This is a genomic window from Pseudanabaena sp. CCNP1317, assembly GCF_034931345.1.
In the GTDB taxonomy this organism is placed as follows: Bacteria; Cyanobacteriota; Cyanobacteriia; order Pseudanabaenales; family Pseudanabaenaceae; genus Pseudanabaena; species Pseudanabaena galeata.
This window is the reverse complement of record NZ_JAYGIF010000011.1, coordinates 1-18,460: the sequence shown is the minus strand read 5'-3', so window position 1 is coordinate 18,460 and position 18,460 is coordinate 1. Positions and strand designations below refer to the sequence as shown.

The following is an 18,460-nucleotide window of genomic DNA, read 5'->3' as shown; positions in this document are numbered from 1 at the left end:
TAAATTTCACTCCATGCACTTATCCGAATGCTATCGACTCTTGGGAGTACCCCGCAATGCGACCTTGGATGATATTAAGGTTGCCTATCGTCGTCTTGCTCGTAAGTATCACCCTGATGTCAACCAAAATGATCCAACAGCCACGGATAAGTTTCGTCTGGTGCAGGAAGCTTACAAAATGCTCAAAGATTCTGATAAGGAAGACTTGACTAAGGAATTGTTTGCCAAAAAAGCCGCGACCAATACTTCTCCATCTCAGTCTGCCCCCCCTCCGCCAAAAGCAACTCCCCCCATCAAACCACAGCCTCATCCCAAAATCAAAATTGAGGTAAAGCAAGTCAATAATCAAGTCGATCCTATTAATAGCGATCCAGAGCTAAAGCTCAAGTTGGATATGTTGCGGCGCGTGCAAGATCTACTAAAGCAGAAAAAATACGTGGTGGCGATCGCTGTTGTGGAGGGCATGAGTGAGAGATTTCCTAATTCACCAGAGGTAATCCATTGGAAAGCGGTAACTTATCATCGATGGAGTAGTGAATTGATTTTGGCAGGCAAGCTACGCGAAGCCGAAATCTATCTCAATAAAGCATTAAACACTGATCCGAAAAATCGCGAACTTAGTTTTGAAGTTAAGCGTGATTTGGAGAGAGTTCATAATCTTAAAAATGGATAAGGTAAAGTGATAGCTGAAAAACAAGATTGGTATAAATAATCCCTTCACTAGGTTATCGCATATAGTTACAGCGCTTTGCGCTGTAACTATAGCAACGCAAGAGATAGATAGGACAAATCAAAACAAAAAAGATGAGTGGCGGCGCTTCGCGCCGCCACTCATCTTTTTTGTTTTATGTCCTAAGCAAAACTTACGTTGCTATATATGCGATAGGGATACGCAAATGTACAGTTACTTTGTAACTTCAGTGGTGATGTTATGGCTTCACGGTTATACGCGATCGCAATTTTTACTTTAACTAGGTTTGTGGGCTTAGCTACTGGTCAGCATTCTTTGCGATCAGTAATGGACTGTAGGCAGTATTTGCAAAATCTTCACGCCACAAAAAACTGTTTCTTTGACCAAAGAGTACAGGTGATTCATGATTGCCTTTATTGTTTGGCGATCGCTATTACTTTTTTGGCTTCTGAGACTTTTTATTAGATAGCTTTTGTAGCTTTTGCACTTGCTTAGCGGTTAGTCCAGTCAGTTGTGCCACGACATCTACAGAAATGTTAGAAAGCAGCATATTTAGGGCAATTTGATTTCTTTCTTCAGCTTTGCCTTTCACTAAACCTTCAGCTTTACCTTTCGCTAAACCTTCAGCTTTACCTTTCGCTAAGCCTCTAGCTTCACCTTCAGCTAAACCTTCATGTAATATTTCTTGATAAATTACTGATTCTTTCATGATGTCGCTCCTGAGTAATCTTTTGATGATTTCTTTGCTGAGGGCTATACCAGATATTATAGCGGTCGAGGCGGCGACGTTACTTTGGAGTTGTTTATCGGCAATATTTTCGATTTGCCTTGCCACTTGTCTTAAGGTTTCTTCGGGGGCGCTGGTTTGAGATAGGGTGGCAAAGGGTAATAGTCCTTGATATTGCTGAAATATTGCTGTTGGTTGTTCCCATAGTCTGATCACGTTGAAGTTATGGATTAGCTCGCCAAGGTTGAAGGTGGTTTCATGGACTAGGTGCGATCGCGAGGGGCTGAGATAGATGACGACTTGATGAACTTTGCGTTCGGGATATTTACGATATAGTCGCAGTCGGTAGTCAGTCATGCGGAAGGGGATATTTTGATTGGGTTCGGTCTGAAATTCGATGTGTAGGATGATTTCGGTTGATTCGAGAAATATTACGGAGTCGGCACGAATTGGCTCGACTGAGAGTTCGGATTGTTCGATTTTGGTTAGGGTGATGGGTTTGCCTAGTAGCCAACTGGCAAAGTCGGTGGAGTAGCTTTCTGCGAGGAATTTACAAACGTTATCGATCATTGCGGGGGGTGATCATTTCACAAAAATTAAGTAGCTAGGCATAAGAAAACTTAAAAAGCATAGGTTGAGATCCCCGACTTTTTCTAAGCTAGCAAAGGCTATTTGCAAATTCACAAAAAAAGTCGGGGATCTGTGCATTTACAGGTTTCTTTTGACGATCTACTTATATCACTTAGTAGATATAGCAATCCTAAAGTTGAGAGAGTGCGCCCCGAAGGGGCGCACTCTCTCAACTTTAGGAGCGCTATAGTTTCGATTTTGGGTTGGTTATGTTTTTTGTAACGAATACCTATTTCTCGGAATATCGCTTTATGCTAGCTGGTAGGCGACTGCGGGTTTTGATGTAAACGTGAGGATGTGGGCGATGAATAAGGCGATCAGTATTGCGATGTTGACTTTTTTGGCTTGTGGACAAGTGCAGATAGTGATGAGTGAAAGCGTCCAAGCACAGACAATACAAGACCGTAAAGCAGAGGCAGATCGGCTGTTCAACCAAGGGAATCAGCAATTTCAAATCAGCCAGTTTGAAGCGGCATTTCAGTCATGGCAGCAAGCATTAACAATCTATCGGGAAATTAAAGACCGTCGCGGGGAGGGTGCATCGCTGGGAAATCTGGGAATCGCTTACGATTCTCTCGGCAATTATGACAAAGCAATCGAATATCAATTGCAAAGATTAGCGATCGCACGAGAACTCAAAGATCGTCTCGGAGAGGGGCGGTCGCTGGGAAATCTGGGCAACGCTTACGATGCTCTTGGTAAGTATGACAAAGCGATTGAGTTCCATCTGCAAGCTCTAACAGTATTACAGGAACTTAGAGATCGTCAAGGAGAGGGGACTGTGCTAGGAAATTTGGGAACCGCTTACCAAAACTTTGGCAAATCTAACAAAGCAATCGAATTCCATCTGCAAAGCTTAGCGATCGCGCGGGAAATTAAAGACCGTCGGGGGGAGGGGCAATCGCTAGGAAATCTGGGAATCGCTTACCAAAACCTTGGCAAATATGACAAGGCGATCGAGTTCCATAGGCAAAGCTTAGTAATACTACAGGAACTCAAAGATCGTCAAGGAGAGGGGAGTGTGTTGAGAAATTTGGGAAATGCATACCGAAACCTTGGCAAATATGACAAAGCGATCGAATATCAACTGCAAAGCTTAGCGATTGCGCGGGAAATTAAAGACCGTCGTAGTGAGGGGCAATCGTTGGGAAATCTGGGTAACGCATACCGAAGTCTTGGCAAATATGACAAAGCGATCGAGGTTCATTTGCAAAGCTTAGCAATTGATCAGGAAATCAAAGACCGTCGTGGTGAGGGACAGTCGCTAGGTAATCTTGGAATTACTTACTCTTTCCTTGGTAAATATGACAAAGCGATCGAGTTCCATCTACGAAGTCTAGCGATCAAACGGGAAATCAAAGACCGTCTAGGAGAGGGGCGTTCACTGGGAAATCTAGGAATCTCATACTATTCTCTTGGCAAATATGACAAAGCGATCGAATTTCATCTGCAAAGATTAGCGATCGCGCAAGAAATTAAAGACCGTCTAGGTGAAGGACAGTCGCTAGGGAATCTGGGAAATACTTACGATTCTCTCGACAAGTATGACAAAGCGATCGAGTTCCATCTACGAAGCCTAGCGATCAAACGGGAAATCAAAGACCGTAGCGGTGAAATGGGTGGACTCAATAATTTAGCCGTTACTTACAAAAAACTCAATCGAGATCAAGAAGCAATGATTTCTTATCAGCAAGCACTGACCATTGCTAGGGAAATTAGAGACCGAAGTGTCGAGGGTTTAACCCTTGCAAATATAGGGAATTTATCATCTAAAGCCAATCATCTTGAACTTGCCATTGTCTTTTACAAACAATCGATCAATGTCCGCGAAGCAATCCGCAAAGACATTCGCAAACTCGACAAAGACATTCAACAATCCTATTTAGAGACTATCTCTAGTAGCTATAAACGTCTCGCGGATCTACTGATTCAGCAAGATCGCATTATAGAAGCCTTGCAAGTTCTCGATCTCCTCAAAGTTCAAGAACTCGAAGACTACTTCAAAAATATCAAAGGCAGCGATAGATCGGCGCAGGGTGTCAGACTTTTAGAAACAGAGAAGGCTATTAGCGATAAGCTGTTAGCGGTTAGCTTTGAGAATAGTCCTCAAATTAGCAGCCAACTTGCAAAACAGATCCAACAACTTCCTAAATCCGAAATCAACAAAGTACCCGACTATCTTCAGAAAATTCCTCAAGGAACAGCTTTACTTTATCCTCTGATTTTAGGAGACAGACTCGAAATTATCCTCTTCTCACCCAACACCATTCCCATCAGCCGCACCGTCAAAATCTCGCAAAAAGAACTAGAAACCCTAGTGATTGATTTTAGAGCGGCACTAATTGATGCTGGCTCTGAAGATGTCCAAGAACCTGCCACACAACTCTACCAATTGCTAATTAAACCTATCGAAGCCGAACTAGTCCAAGCTAAAACCACTACAATTCTGTATGCACCCGATGGCATCTTGCGATATATTCCCATCGCCGCACTCTATGACGGCAAACAATGGCTAGCAGAGAAATATCGCATTAGTAATCTGATCGCCTACAGTCTCTTTGACTTTTCTGCACAACCTAAAAACTCACCCAAAATCCTCGCAGGAGCTTTTGGCGGTAAAGCAGGAGAGAAAAAGTTTGGACAAACAGCCTTACCCGCAACCATCAGGGAAGTCCAAGCGATCGCCAACTCTTTTAATAACTCAGTCACACTCATCGAAGATCAATTCAGCCGTCAAGCGATCGAATCAAAATTTAAAAACCATAATATTCTGCATCTCGCCACCCATGCCGAATTTAACATAGGTGTCCCAGATAACTCCTTCATCATTTTCGGCAACGGCGACAAAATCCGTCTCAATGAAATCACCGATTGGCAAATTCCAAATATCGATTTGATCGTGCTAAGTGCTTGTCAGACTGGAGTTGGTAAATTGGGTGATGGTGTGGAAATCTTAGGATTTGGCTACCAAGTGCAGAAAGCAGGAGCAAAACAGGCGATCGCCTCTCTTTGGAAAGTCGATGATGCAGGCACACAAGCACTCATGAGTGCCTTTTATGGTGAACTTCAAAAAGGTGATGTCACGGTTACGGAAGCATTACGCCGAGCGCAAATTGCCTTGATCAAATCCCCACAATACAATCATCCTAATTATTGGTCAGCATTCTTTGCGATCGGTAATGGGTTGTAATGCCAAAACACGAATTGGTTATATAGCAATGTAAGTTTTGCTTAGGACATAAAACCAACAAGATGAGTGACGGCGCTTCGCGCCGCCACTCATCTTGTTAGATAGGACAAATCTTAATCCATACTCCATACTGGGATTGCTTTTCAATTCACTTTAGTGTGAAGACACTAAAGTGAATTGAAAAGCAATCGAAAAAAAACTTTTGAAATTGTTGCAAAGCAACGCTTTCAAAAGTTTTCTTGGTTTGGGGTTGAGCGCAAGGCGCTGTAAGTAGCTAGGCATAAGTAAACTAAAAACCAGAAAGCTGTCCCGACCGCGTAGCGGTCGGGACAGCTTTCTGGTTTTAGGTTTTAATTATAGTGAGCTACTTAGCTAACTCTTACTTTGCGGTACTACAAAAGCAGAGATGAAAGTAATTTCTACAGGAAAGGAGCGCATAGTAACCCTTTTTGATTAAGATCGCAGCTTTTTCGATTCAATTAACATTGAGTCAATGAGTGGCTGAAGAATCAACTCCATCGCAAAACCCATCTTGCCACCAGGGACAACCAAAGTCGTGTGGCGAGACATGAAGGAATCATGGATCATGTCTAGTAGATAAGGGAAGTCAATATGGAACTTCTCACGGAAGCAACGATTGGTGTGAATGATGACAAAGCTTTCATCAAGGGTGGGAATATCACGACAGATGAAAGGATTGGAAGTATCAACGGTCGGAACACGCTGGAAGTTGATGTGAGTATTGGAGAACTGAGGCGCGATGTAATTTACATAGTCTGGCATCCGACGCAAAATGGTATCAACGATCGCTTCAGCACTGTAGCCACGTTCAGCATTATCGCGATGGATTTTTTGAATCCATTCTAAATTTACAATGGGAACTACGCCCACTAATAGATCAACATACTTAGCAACGTCAATATCTTTGGCAACAATACCACCATGCAAACCTTCATAGAAAAGCATATCTGTACCAGATTCGATGCTTTCCCAAGGAGTGAATTCCCCAGGTTTTGCCTCAGTACCTAGGCGATCATTGTGAAACTCGGCCTCTTCAGTACTGTGCAGGTAGTAGCGTCTTTGACCATTACCTGTTTCGCCATATTCTTTAAAAAGTGCTTCGAGCTTATCTAACACGTTGGCTTCTAAGCCGAAGTGACTCATGTTGCGCCCTTCAGCCGTAGCTTGTTTCATCACTTCACGCATTTCTAGACGGTTATATTTGTGATAGCTATCGCCTTCAACGATCGCTGCCTTAATATTCTCCATCAAAAAAATATGTTCAAAAGCACGTTTGACCGTACTAGTACCAGCCCCAGATGAACCTGTTACAGAAATAACTGGATGTTTTTTAGACAAATTTTTGCTCCTTAATTTTGTTTAATCAATGTGCTTTTTATTAACGTGAGGTTTATGCAATTTGATAAAGAACTCAATTTTTGATGGCGCGGCGAAGCCGCGCCATCAAAAACCAGTTTTTTATTTTACGGCAAAGCCCTAAGTGCGATCGCTCGCGCTCGAAGAGTCACAAAAAATATTAAAACTACTATACCTTTGTATATAGCGCCCAAGAAAGCAAAATTTAGGGCAAACTTTGCAGACATGATTTCTGGTCTATCAAAATTACCGCAAAAGTTCACTGAACCTCTAACTATTGGCAATGTCATCCTCCAAAGTCGAGTGTTGCAATCGCCATTATCGGGGGTGACGGACTTGGTGTTTCGGCGGTTAGTGCGGCGGTATGCTCCTGATTCGATGCTCTATACCGAGATGATCAGCGCGACAGATTTGCATCACATGAAGTCTTTACCCAAGTTGATGGAGATCGATCGCTATGAAACACCAATTAGTATTCAGCTTTTTGATTGTCGTCCCGATTTTTTGGCAGAGGCGGCGCAAAAGGCAGTTGCTGAGGGTGCGGATACTGTAGATATTAATATGGGCTGTCCTGTTAATAAAATCACCAAAAAAGGTGGTGGCTCGTCTCTGTTACGTCAGCCAGAGCTTGCCGCGCAAATTGTGAGATCAGTGGTTGATGCTGTCGATATTCCTGTGACCGTGAAAACGCGGATCGGTTGGGACGATGCCGAAATTACGATTTTGGACTTTGCTAAGCGCATGGAGGATTCGGGGGCAAAGATGATCACCGTCCATGCTAGAACGCGATCGCAGGGCTATACAGGTAACGCTAAGTGGGAATGGATTCGTAAAGTGAAAGAGGTGCTGACGATTCCTGTGATTGCCAATGGGGATATTTTCTCGGTAGAGGCGGCGATCGCTTGTTTAGAGCAAACTGGTGCGGATGGGGTGATGTGTTCACGCGGGACTCTGGGCTATCCGTTTTTAGTGGGCGAGGTCGATCATTTTTTAAAAACGGGTGAATATTTACCTAAGCCAACACCTATTCAATGTTTAGAAGTTGCCAAAGAGCATTTACAGGGGCTGTGGGATTACAAAGGTATCCGTGGCATTCGTCAATCCCGTAAACATATGACTTGGTATGCCAAGGGTTTTGTGGGGGCGGCGGCTCTGCGCGATCGCCTCTGTCGGATTGAGTCGGTGCAAGATGGCTTTGATTGTTTAGATGAGGCGATCGCCAAATTGGCTCGTCATCAGGAGGATTTTGGGATACTTTCAGATGAAGATATGGCAGAAATGATCGCCATGAAGCAATAATAAAACTCAAGAACTATTTTTTGGGAGGCTGGCAAAGTCACTCTCACAAAAAACGGGTTCTTGACTATAATTTTCACTGTGCGAAGCACGGCGCAAATCACCTAACTTTATCAAGAAGCATCATGCAACAAATATTTAGTCGTCGTAATTTGCGCCTGTTTATCATCATCTTTGTGTTAACGGTGCTGATGTTTGGGCTGGGGTGGTTTATATTTTTGCGCCCCGAAATTTCTAGCCTCAATAAAACCGCCCAAACTGCTGGCTCTAGCCTTCAAAACATTACCCTCACCGAATTTGATACAAATGGCAAACTGCTTTGGGAAATTCAAGCCAAACGCGCTAACTATCGGGAAGATCGCAAAATTGCCGATGTGGAAGATGTAGAAGGGAAATTTTATCGCGATGGGGAATTGCTGATGGAAACCACTGGCGATAAGGGAACTATCGATCAAATTAGCAAAGAAATTTCCCTAGATGGCAATATTAAGGCGATCGCTGTCCAAGAAAAGATCAATATGAAAGCCGATCGTATGGTCTGGAAATCGGAAGAAGATCTGCTCAAAGCCACAGGCAAAATTCAGATTGATAAGCCTGAGGACAAGCTGATCATGACAGGCAAAGAATTAACGGCTAAACCTAGTACTAATGTGTACAGCCTAGAAAAACAAGTAGTTGTGACTGCGGTGGAACCACCATTAGAAATGAAGAGTGAGAAAGTCACTTGGGATGCCAAGAGCGATCGCGTGTTCACGGATGTTCCAATTTCTGTGATTCAAATTAAAGATAAATTGCAACTAACTGCCAATAAAGGCAATTGGGATATTCAGAAAAAGGAAGTTACTTTCACGGGTGATATCAAAGCTAAAGATCCCAATCTAGATGTTGACATTGAGGCGGCTCAAGCCATTTGGAATCTTGAGAAAAAGTTGGTAACTCTACCAGTAGCCTTTACTGGAACTAGTAAAGGTCGGGGCATTGTTGTGAAGGCGCAAAAGGGAGAAGCTCAAATCGAAAAGGAACAGATTAATCTTACGGGTCAAGTATCGGCAAGTTTTAGTTCTACTCAAGGTGTTGTTAATGCCGACAAAGTGGAATGGCTAATTCCCACAAAAACGATTACAGCCGAGGGCAATATCGTCTATAAACAACCAGATAAGAATCTTAATGTTAGCGGCGATCGCGCTGTAGCGAACCTCGAATCGCAGACTGTCACAGTCACAGGTACAAATGTCTTTTCCACTCTCAATCCCTAAAATAATTAACAAACCAAAAAGATGAGTGGCGGCGCGAAGCGCTGCCACTCATCTTTTTGGTTTTGATTTGTCCTAGCTATCTCTTGCGTTGCTATACTTAACGTGAGTTCGATATAGCCATTTGTGTCGTGCGAAGCACGACACAAATGGCGAAAAATGGTAAGAATCGCTAAGCGATTCTTACCATTTTTTCGCTTTCGTCGAACTGACGTTATACTTAGCCTTGGATCTATTGAAAAAAATTAAGCATGAGTCAAAAAGAAGTAATCCGTAGCGTTAATGCTCCTGACCCAGTGGGTCCCTATAACCAAGCGATCGCTGTTTCCGCTGCTAGTAAGTTAATTTTCATGGCGGGACAAATTGCGATCAATCCTGCCGTTGGCAAAATTGTTGCTACCAATGTTGAAGAACAAGCAGAACAGGTAATCAAGAATATTCAAGCCGTTCTTGCTGAGGCAGGCGCAGACATCACCAATGTGATTAAAACTACCGTATTTCTAGCTGATATGGCAGATTTCCCCAAAGTAAATGCGATCTACGGCAAGTATTTTCTAGCTCCATTCCCAGCCCGTTCTACGGTTCAAGTCGCTCGACTTCCCCTCGATGCTCTTGTCGAAATTGAGTGCATTGTCGCCATCTAGCAATCTCAACAGTAGGGTGGGCAAGCCCCACCTTAAATTATTTAGGAATTTCAAAAAAAATGAAAAGTTTGTGGAGCGATCGCGAAGCTGCTGAATATAAAACTGATTTAGGCTTAAGGGTATATACATCAAAATTATTGGGGCGCGATCCATCACTTGTTCTCCATGGTGGTGGGAATACTTCCGTCAAAATCCGTGAGAAAAATATCGTTGGTGAAGAAGAAGAGATTCTATATGTTAAAGGAAGTGGTTGGGATTTAGAAACGATCGCTGAAGCGGGTTTTGCGCCTGTGCGGATAGCCCATTTATTGAAATTAGCTAAGTTACAAGTTCTTTCCGATTCACAAATGGTGAATGAACTGAAAACGCAAATGACGAAAGCGAGTGCGCCTGCGCCATCGGTAGAAACAATTCTCCATGCGAGTTTACCTTACAAATTTGTCGATCATACCCATGCCGATGCGGTAATTTCCGTAACTAATACTGCAAATGGATGGGAACGGATTCAAGAAATCTATGGCGACGATGTGGTGATCATTCCCTATGTGATGCCGGGATTTGATCTAGCGCGAGTCTGTGCTGAGAAATTTGAGGCGGAGAAAAGCGATCGCACGATTGGCATGGTGTTAATGAATCACGGTATTTTCTCCTTTGGCGAAACTGCGAAGGAATCCTATGAACGGATGATTGCATTAGTTGATCGAGCAGAAGTTTATTTACAAAAACATCATGCTTGGGAAATCTCACCACCAGCTTCTTTGATTAGGGAAAGTGAGCAGAGATTAGAGATTGCCAAACTACGCACTGAAGTTTCTCAAGTCGCAGGGTTTCCTGTAGTTCTAAATTGCCATCCCGATGAGAAGAGTCTAGCCTTTGCCCAAAGGGAAGATGTCCAGATCATTTCGCAACAGGGTTGCGCGACTCCTGATCATGTGATTCGCACGAAGCGCTTGCCCCTAGTTGGGAGAGATGTAAATACCTATGCAGCATCCTATCGGGCTTATTTTGCTGAAGAAGCCCCTAAATCAGCGCAAGCAGTCACTATTCTAGATACTGCACCCCGCGTCATTATCGATCGCCAGTTAGGACTAGTCACGGTTGGCAAATCGGCAAAAGAGTCCCAGATCGTTGCGGATATCTATGAGCATACGATGGAAATCATCCAGCGATCGCAACTTTTGGGTGGCTATCAAGCACTACCTGCTAGCGATATTTTTGCAGTGGAATATTGGGAATTAGAACAGGCGAAATTGAAAAAAGGAGGTTCTTCTCCCGCTTTTACGGGTGAAATTGCTCTAATCACAGGTGCGGCTTCAGGCATTGGTAAGGCTTGCGTAGATGCATTATTAAAGCGTGGTGCGGCGGTAGTTGGCTTAGATATTAATCCTGCTATTGAGAAGCTTTATGATCGCCCTGATTTTGTGGGTGTGTCCTGTGATGTCAGTGACGAGGTGGCGATCGCTGATTCCCTCGATCAAGCCGTAAAAGCCTTTGGCGGTCTAGATATGCTTATCCTCAATGCAGGGATTTTCCCATCGGGTTGTCGCATCGAAAATCTTGATACTGCCACATGGCAAAAGGTGATGCAGATCAATCTTGAGGCAAATCTAGTCCTAATGCGTGAATGTTATCCATTGCTGAAACTTGCGCCTAAAGGTGGACGAGTCGTAGCGATCGGCTCTAAAAATGTGCCCGCTCCTGGCCCTGCGGCGGCGGCTTATTCTGCCTCGAAGGCGGCGCTCACCCAACTAATGCGCGTAGCAGCTCTAGAATGGAGTAGCGATCGCATTCGTGTTAATACTTTACATCCCAATGCTGTGTTTGATACAGGTATCTGGACGGAGGAGGTATTAACTTCTCGCGCTCAGCATTATGGATTAACAATTGAGGAATACAAGACCAATAATCTGCTTAAGGTGGAAGTTACCAGTTGTCACGTTGCTGAACTTGCAGCAGAAATGTGCGGGAACCTGTTTGCTTGTACAACGGCTTCTCAAGTTCCCGTTGATGGAGGCAATGATCGCGTAATTTAACGTGAGTTCGATATAGCCATTTGCGTCGTGCTTCGCACGACGCAAATGGCTAAAAATGGTAAGAATCGCTTAGCGATTCTTACCATTTTTAGCTTTCGTCGAACTACATCGCTTTGCGCTCAAATCCAAACCAAGAAAAAATTTAAAAACGTTGCAAAGCAACGTTTTTAAATTTTTTCTTGTGGTTCGTTTGATCGGTAATTGCTGTATGAGGAAGCCGCATTTTAATCAAAATTGATTGTTAGGGTGTTTGCCACCAATCATAAAGCTGTTCAAACAAGGCGCGATCTCCCCTCGAATCCCCCATTGGGTAGCCCGTTTTCACCATATGCCCCTTAAGGGTAAGCCAGCGTTTCTGCTGTTTTCCCTGATGTTCTGTGACGTAGCACAATCGAGTTCGGTAAACCAAGCGCGAGTGCTTGGCTCCTTCGCTGATACGCTGCCAAATGATGTCAGCGATCGCTTTTCTTGGCAGCCAGAAGCAGTTATGGTTATCAATATTATCAATTAACCGTGCCACCAAACCTCGCTCCAGCAACACCAGTCCAAAACTATGCTCGTTACGCTGCTGTGACTGGTGTGCCTGCCAAGTCCGTAAGAAAGAGGAGGCTCCATCGAATGCCATCCAGCCACTGCAAACCAGCAACAGCCCAAGTAACCCAAATAAGCCCACCAGCAATGCCGTCTCAGCCGCATTTTGCTGCCTGACTATCTGAAAAAAACGACCATAATTTTTAGGATTGAAGAGTACCAAGGGTAAAGGCAGTAGCGGTAGTGCATAGATTAACCAAAACGGCAGCAGACAAATCTGAGTAAACCAGTCCACTTCGGCAGGTAAAAACTGCCCTAGCAGTTGATGGGCTGAGCCTTGACGAAATGAAAGTTGGTAAGGCTCGGGTAAGTCTTGGAGAGAACATAGACCAAGTGGGGGGTGTATAGTACTAGACTCTCTCATGTAGCTGCATGAATAAATGACACAGGGCAGAGTACTTTATTGATACTAATCAATAATACGATACGAAGAACAGCTAACGACTTAATTGTGCGGCAATAGATCGCCTTTCAACTCAACACAAAACCTCTAATATTGTCCGCTCCAATGATGTGTTATGCCCCGATCGCTTAATTATTATTGATCTTTGCGATCGCCAATAACTTCTCGGAACTAAACAACGAAGAGAATCATTTTTGCTTGCCCATGCTCGGATGAAATCAGACAATCTCAACGGACTTTTCGGTTTGGCGTGAGCGATCGCTTACGTGTTAAGCATTAACGTGAGTTCGATATAGCCATTTGCGGCGTGCTTCGCACGCCGCAAATGGCGAAAAATGGTAAGAATCGCTAAGCGATTCTTACCATTTTTCGCTTTCGTCGAACTGACGTTAAGCATTACTCTCACAACCTATTTAGGATTGCTATATGTGCAGTGGATTAGGCGATTTAGATTATCAAGTTTTTTATTGCGTGAGACACATTTTTTTTTGCTCTGGAAGCAATGTGGGTGATGATTCAAGATAGTTCTCTAATAGGACACAGCCTCTCCGCACTAGTTCGTCAAAGCTTAAAGTCTCTGCATCCCATAATTTGAGACTATTGTCGCGACTAGCGGAAACAATTTTTTTACTATCAGGACTATAGGTGAGAGCATAGACTTCGGCGGTATGTCCAGATAAAGTTTTGAGCAGTTTGCCACTAGCGCGATCCATGATTTTGACAGTTTTATCAGCATTTGCTGTAGCGATCGTCTTACCATCGGGACTAAAAGCCATACCATAGATCCAAATATCAGGAGCCACCATAATTACTTGCTCCAGAACACCCGTTTGAGCATTCCATAGTTTTAATTTGCCATCCTTACCAGCCGAACCAATTTGTTTACCATCAGGGCTATAGGCAACTGCTAACCCTCCGTTCGTGTGGGCTTCCATCGTATGCACATTTTTACCAGCAACGATCAAACTGTGAGAAGTTTGACCATTGTTCACATTCCAGATTCTCACGGTTTGATCATTGCCGGTCGAAGCTATTGACTGACTATCAGGACTAAAGGCGATCGACCAGACCGTACCTTTATGTCCTTCTAGCACATGCAATAGCTTAGGATTATCGGTATTGTTCCATTCCCATATTTTAATTTTGTTATCCCAACCAAGTGTCGCTAACAGCTTTTGATCTGGGCTAAAGGTGGCATAGATGAGCTTTGCTCCATGAATATTGAGTGAATGTAATAGTTTACCCGTAGCGCTATTCCAGATTTTTACAGTTTTGTCATCACCAGAAGTGACGAGCTTCGTGCCATCGGCACTAAAACTAACTCCATAGACAGTATCTTCATGCCCATTGAGTTCTTGTCTAAAAGTGCCATCAGCATTCCAAAGACGAACAGTTTTATCAACACTACCTGAAGCAAACATTTTCCCGTCAGGACTGAAATTAACAGACCAAATACTACTCGTATGTCCATAGAGAGTATTGATTAAGGTGGTTTTAAGATCCCAGAGTCTCACTGTGCGATCTTTGCTAGCAGAAAGAAGATAATGACCATCAGGACTGAAATTAATATCAAAAATATTATCGGTATGTCCTCCTAATTGCATTTCTATCGTTCCTTCAGAGTTGAGGATTTGAATCGTACTATCTTGAGAAGCAAGCGCAATCCGCTCACCATCAGCACTGAAGTTTAAGCTCAACACATCGGTTGATATTCCTTTGAATATCCGCACTAATTGAATTTGACGATTTTGATCAGTAATCTGCCAGAGCTTCACTGCTTGATCTCGCCCCGAAGTTAACAATTGTTTGCCATTGGGATGGAACTTCACACCGTAAAGTTCTTGATCATGGGCGATCGCACTGGCAAGTAAGTTACCTTGCAAATCCCAGAGTGCGATCGTGGTGTTTTTCGCCGTCACAATCAAATTACCATCGGGGCTAAAACTTGTATCTTGGATCGCGCCAGATTCTTTTTTTGGGGAATTGTTGCCAACATTTTTCGGGTTTAAAGTCAGCAGTTCAATGCCGAGGTCGCTATCCCAAAGCTTGACACTGCCGTCCTTGCTACCAGTCAGCAACCTTCTACCATCAGGATGAAAGTCTACCCTCAAAATGTCATCTTGGTGAGCATAAAACTTCCCAATTAATTTGCCAGACTCAACATCCCAAATTCTTACACTTTTGCCTTTTCCCGTCGATGCAATCCTTTTACTATCGGGACTAAAACTCAAACCACGAATATCTCTCGTCTGCAACCCAGTTAACTGCGCGATCAGCTTACCATTACTTTGATATAGAGACACACTTCCATCAAAGCTCCCAAGGGCGAGAATATTACCATCGGGACTAAATTTCGCAGCATAAAATGGAGAATCCCTATTGATTGATTGAAACCGATAGCGTTCACGAATGTTATAGACAATTGTTTGCAGATTTTCAAAGGTTAATTGAGTAATTCTAGTTTTATCAATTCCTTCATCTGTATCTTTCAATTTCTTCGCAGATTGTACAATTGTTGTCAATGATTCCAATTGACGATTGAGCAAAAAACTAGAGTTTGCTGAAGAAATTAGAGCTTCAATTTCACCAACTTCTGCAAGCTGACGCTGATGATTTGCTTGAAAGGCTAAACCTGCCATCACAAATAATCCCACGACCGTCCCGATCAAAGCAAACTTAGTCAGGCGATTGAGATTAGCTTGACTACGTTGAGCCGAGAATCGGACTTTGCGTAGCTCATTTAATAGCCCCGCTTCTTGGTTAGCACGGATAAATGAAACCAGATAATCATGGACAAGTTGATAGCGATTGCTGGGAACTTCAGACAATTGGAAGAGCAGCCCTGAGCCAATTAAGATTTCTAAAACTAAATCAAGATCTTCAGTATTACTAGAGTAAGATAACAAACCAGTTCGTAATTCATTGTAAGTTCGCAGTGGACGTTTACCTTGATCATCAGTGAGCAAGATCAATACCTGTTGAGCAAGAAAAGCAGCATTACCGCAGGATTGAATTACTTCTTCAACTGATTGTTCGACAAGGCGCTGCTTAGCGCCAGCCGCAAGATAGGCGGACAATGTAGTGATATTGCGATCTTGAAGTTGAGAACCAACCAGTTGCAGTTCGATCGGGCGGATTGATCCGCGATCGCCTGCTAGATCTTTTACCAACTCATCAACAAGGTTTGGCTCAAGCGGAAAATTGGCATGTTCGGTAAGATTTTCGATCAGAGATTTCGCATCAGATGGTGAGAGATTTCCCAATGCATAACGAAAATTACGACTTAAGATATCAACTTCTGGATGTACCGATTCTAGTTCTAGGAGCAAATAGAGGTAATCTTCACGGAGTGAAATTACGATTTTGAGTAGCGGAATTTTTAAACAATTTTGCCAAAAGCCAATAAAAGTTTGTCTTTCCAGTGGTTGGGAACAGGTAGAAAAGAATTCTTCAAACTGGTCAAAGATTAAAACAATCTGAGTACCTTGAGCCGACACTTGCTTGAGTTTCTGCAATAAACTATTAACATCACGTTCACCATTTTTACGACGCTCTCTCAATTCATGAGATAGCATATCAGTGCTAAAAACATCATTATCTGGACTAAGGCTTTTATAAATGGCGAAAGAAATAGCATTGATCCAATTTGTATAAACATGGATCTTAATCGGTAGTAACTCTTGCCCTGTCAGCGATCGCTGCAATAGCGCAGGGATCAAACCCGCATTGACTAAGGAGCTTTTACCAACCCCTGATTCGCCATGAATTACGGTAAGTTGATGCTCGACCGAAAGTATCCTTTCCACTAAGCGTTCCACATCTTGAGTACGCCCCGATGCAGCTATTTCACCAGCATTGATATCAAACTTACTGGCATCTAGCTCCGTAATACGGTCGTTGGGAGAAGTTTGTTTAGGTTGGAGAGTGCCAGCACCAATAAAAGCCCTCAGCCCATATTGCTGCTCTAGCGATCGCTGTCTTTGCCTTACTTGAAAGGCTTGCAGATAACGACCTTGGGCAAAGGCAATATCATAAAAAGTATCGAGAAACCGAATATAGAGCTTCGGTTCATAATTAAGATTGAAGTTAGATATCGTGGCTTCAATTACACTTGAAGCTAGTTCTAACTCCTTAAGTTGAAGATAGCTCTGGGTGAGTAAGAGTTGATATTGACCTCGCTGAATATGGCGCATCCTCAACCAGTTCTGAGACAGGCTTTCTTCCTGAAAAACAGGCACTTGCTCTAGGGTAGTCAGCGCCTTACAGGCACAAGTTTTAACTTGATGCCATAATCCCCTTTCTACAGCAATTTTAGCTAAATATCCATAATCTTGGGCGAGTTCGAGGGGCATCTGTTGATGTAATAACAACAGTGACCCAATCCATGCTTCTAGTTCTTTCCATTGTTTAAGTTGTTCAAGAACACCACTATAGGCTCGGCTATATTTAGCAATTAAGTCCCATTGGTTGGCTTGCTTCAAAGCCGCGATCGCTTCTTCAAAGAATTGTTTTGCCTTGCCCCAAGAATCATGGGCTAACCGCCCATTTACAAAAGAATTATGCCACCATAGATTTCCTAAATAGAATAAAACAAGCCCACTTTCAATCGGTCGGTCTACTTTTTGCCAATAGGAAAGGCTGCACTGATAGTAAATTTGCGAGATACTATGGACTTCGCCGTGAGATTCCTCATAAACATCACTGGCTATAGCTTCAGACGATCTCCACAATAATCGTCCTAATGCAAAATCTAGTTTTGCTTCTAATTCTAGGGAAATCTCTTGGTGAGCGTCGTATTGAGCAAGTCTCAATTCTCGCCGTGCCAACTCTAGTTCACTATAGGAGAATGATTCCCGATCAGTATCTATTTGGGTATCTTGCCAAAATAGAGGAATCTGAGGATCTCTTGTAATCTCAAAAAGTCGCTCTACTTGTTGATTAACTTCTATATCTAATTCCGCATGTGTCAATCCAAATTTGATCGGTGGTGCAGCTAAGATTGCTAGTTCAGGGGCGCTAATCCATAACTGTTGAAACTCGCGATCATTCAGCCACAATACCAGTGGACATTGAATTTGTTGCTTCAGGCGATCGCGAAATAGGTTTGCTTCTACAAATAAATCTTCTAAATTCTCAGAGCTAGTTTGCTCGAACCCCAAACACATCAGGGCTGAAATATTGTCAATCTGACCATCGCGCCAAAGACCTTGCAATTTACCATATAAAGTCTCTTGGGATTGCCACCAGAGCTCACTGTGTCGCGCTCCTGATTTGACCGCCAATCTAGTTAACAGTTTTTGGCGAAGACTACGGTAATTACAGTTAACAATTATCAGCGAAAAATTTCCCTGAAATAGATTGATCGCTCTAGCCAATATTTCTAGCGATCGCTCATTCTGGGAATTGACGTTTTTCAAAGGTCTGATCGATTGTTCGACCTGAATCACCTGTTTTGTTTTACCGCGATCGCGATAGCGTAATCTACAAAGACATACTACCCTGTATTATTCACGAGATGGGAAAGAGAAACGAAATCCAAGCAAAAACAGATCGTTAAGTTAAGAATGGAGAGATTTGCATCAATTAAAAGAAGAAAAAGCAACAGAAACAAGAATTAATGGCAAA

The 18,460-nt window shown here is 43.1% G+C and carries 11 protein-coding genes; 7 read left to right on the top strand and 4 right to left on the bottom strand.

What is annotated here, in order from left to right; all coding sequences use genetic code 11:
- The first annotated feature begins 13 nt into the window (after positions 1-13).
- Positions 14-673 (top strand): J domain-containing protein, encoded by a 660-nt coding sequence (locus tag VB775_RS05905; RefSeq protein WP_281006468.1) that lies wholly within the window; start codon positions 14-16, stop codon positions 671-673.
- A 258-nt stretch (positions 674-931) separates the two neighbouring features.
- The gene (locus tag VB775_RS05900; RefSeq protein WP_281006469.1) at positions 932-1,156 is read left to right on the top strand and encodes a hypothetical protein; all 225 of its coding nucleotides are present in this window, start codon (positions 932-934) and stop codon (positions 1,154-1,156) included.
- Here VB775_RS05900 and VB775_RS05895 read toward each other — a convergent pair.
- Positions 1,125-1,988: an Rpn family recombination-promoting nuclease/putative transposase gene (locus tag VB775_RS05895; protein ID WP_281006470.1), complete on the bottom strand. Its 864-nt coding sequence runs from the start codon at positions 1,986-1,988 to the stop codon at positions 1,125-1,127. The two genes, VB775_RS05900 and VB775_RS05895, sit on opposite strands and share 32 nt — an antisense overlap.
- 364 nt (positions 1,989-2,352) lie before the next feature.
- On the opposite strand from VB775_RS05895, the gene VB775_RS05890 reads away from it, so the two are divergent.
- Positions 2,353-5,238, top strand: coding sequence for a CHAT domain-containing protein (locus VB775_RS05890; protein WP_281006471.1), 2,886 nt, complete (start codon positions 2,353-2,355; stop codon positions 5,236-5,238).
- Between the two features lie 453 nt (positions 5,239-5,691).
- Here VB775_RS05890 and VB775_RS05885 read toward each other — a convergent pair whose 3' ends face one another.
- Entirely contained in the window at positions 5,692-6,597 is a 906-nt protein-coding gene (locus VB775_RS05885; RefSeq protein ID WP_281006472.1) for a phosphoribulokinase, read from the bottom strand.
- A 243-nt stretch (positions 6,598-6,840) separates the two neighbouring features.
- Here VB775_RS05885 and dusB point away from each other — a divergent pair, with 243 nt between their 5' ends.
- From dusB to VB775_RS05865, 4 genes are all read left to right on the top strand, one after another.
- On the top strand, positions 6,841-7,914 hold the full coding sequence (gene dusB, locus VB775_RS05880; protein ID WP_281006473.1) for a tRNA dihydrouridine synthase DusB: 1,074 nt from the start codon (positions 6,841-6,843) through the stop codon (positions 7,912-7,914).
- A gap of 122 nt (positions 7,915-8,036) precedes the next feature.
- Positions 8,037-9,167, top strand: coding sequence for an LPS export ABC transporter periplasmic protein LptC (gene lptC / locus VB775_RS05875; protein ID WP_281006474.1), 1,131 nt, complete (start codon positions 8,037-8,039; stop codon positions 9,165-9,167).
- A 248-nt stretch (positions 9,168-9,415) separates the two neighbouring features.
- Complete coding sequence (locus VB775_RS05870; protein WP_281006475.1) at positions 9,416-9,808, top strand: Rid family detoxifying hydrolase; 393 nt, start codon at positions 9,416-9,418, stop codon at positions 9,806-9,808.
- 59 nt (positions 9,809-9,867) lie between these two features.
- Positions 9,868-11,841 carry a bifunctional aldolase/short-chain dehydrogenase gene (locus tag VB775_RS05865; protein ID WP_281006476.1) on the top strand — a complete coding sequence of 658 codons (1,974 nt, stop codon included), beginning with the start codon at positions 9,868-9,870 and terminating at the stop codon, positions 11,839-11,841.
- 241 nt (positions 11,842-12,082) lie between these two features.
- On the opposite strand, the gene VB775_RS05860 is transcribed toward VB775_RS05865, so the two are convergent.
- Positions 12,083-12,796 (bottom strand): hypothetical protein, encoded by a 714-nt coding sequence (locus tag VB775_RS05860; protein WP_281006477.1) that lies wholly within the window; start codon positions 12,794-12,796, stop codon positions 12,083-12,085.
- A gap of 503 nt (positions 12,797-13,299) precedes the next feature.
- On the bottom strand, positions 13,300-18,252 hold the full coding sequence (locus VB775_RS05855; RefSeq protein ID WP_281006478.1) for a WD40 repeat domain-containing protein: 4,953 nt from the start codon (positions 18,250-18,252) through the stop codon (positions 13,300-13,302).
- Between the last annotated feature and the right edge of the window lie 208 nt (positions 18,253-18,460).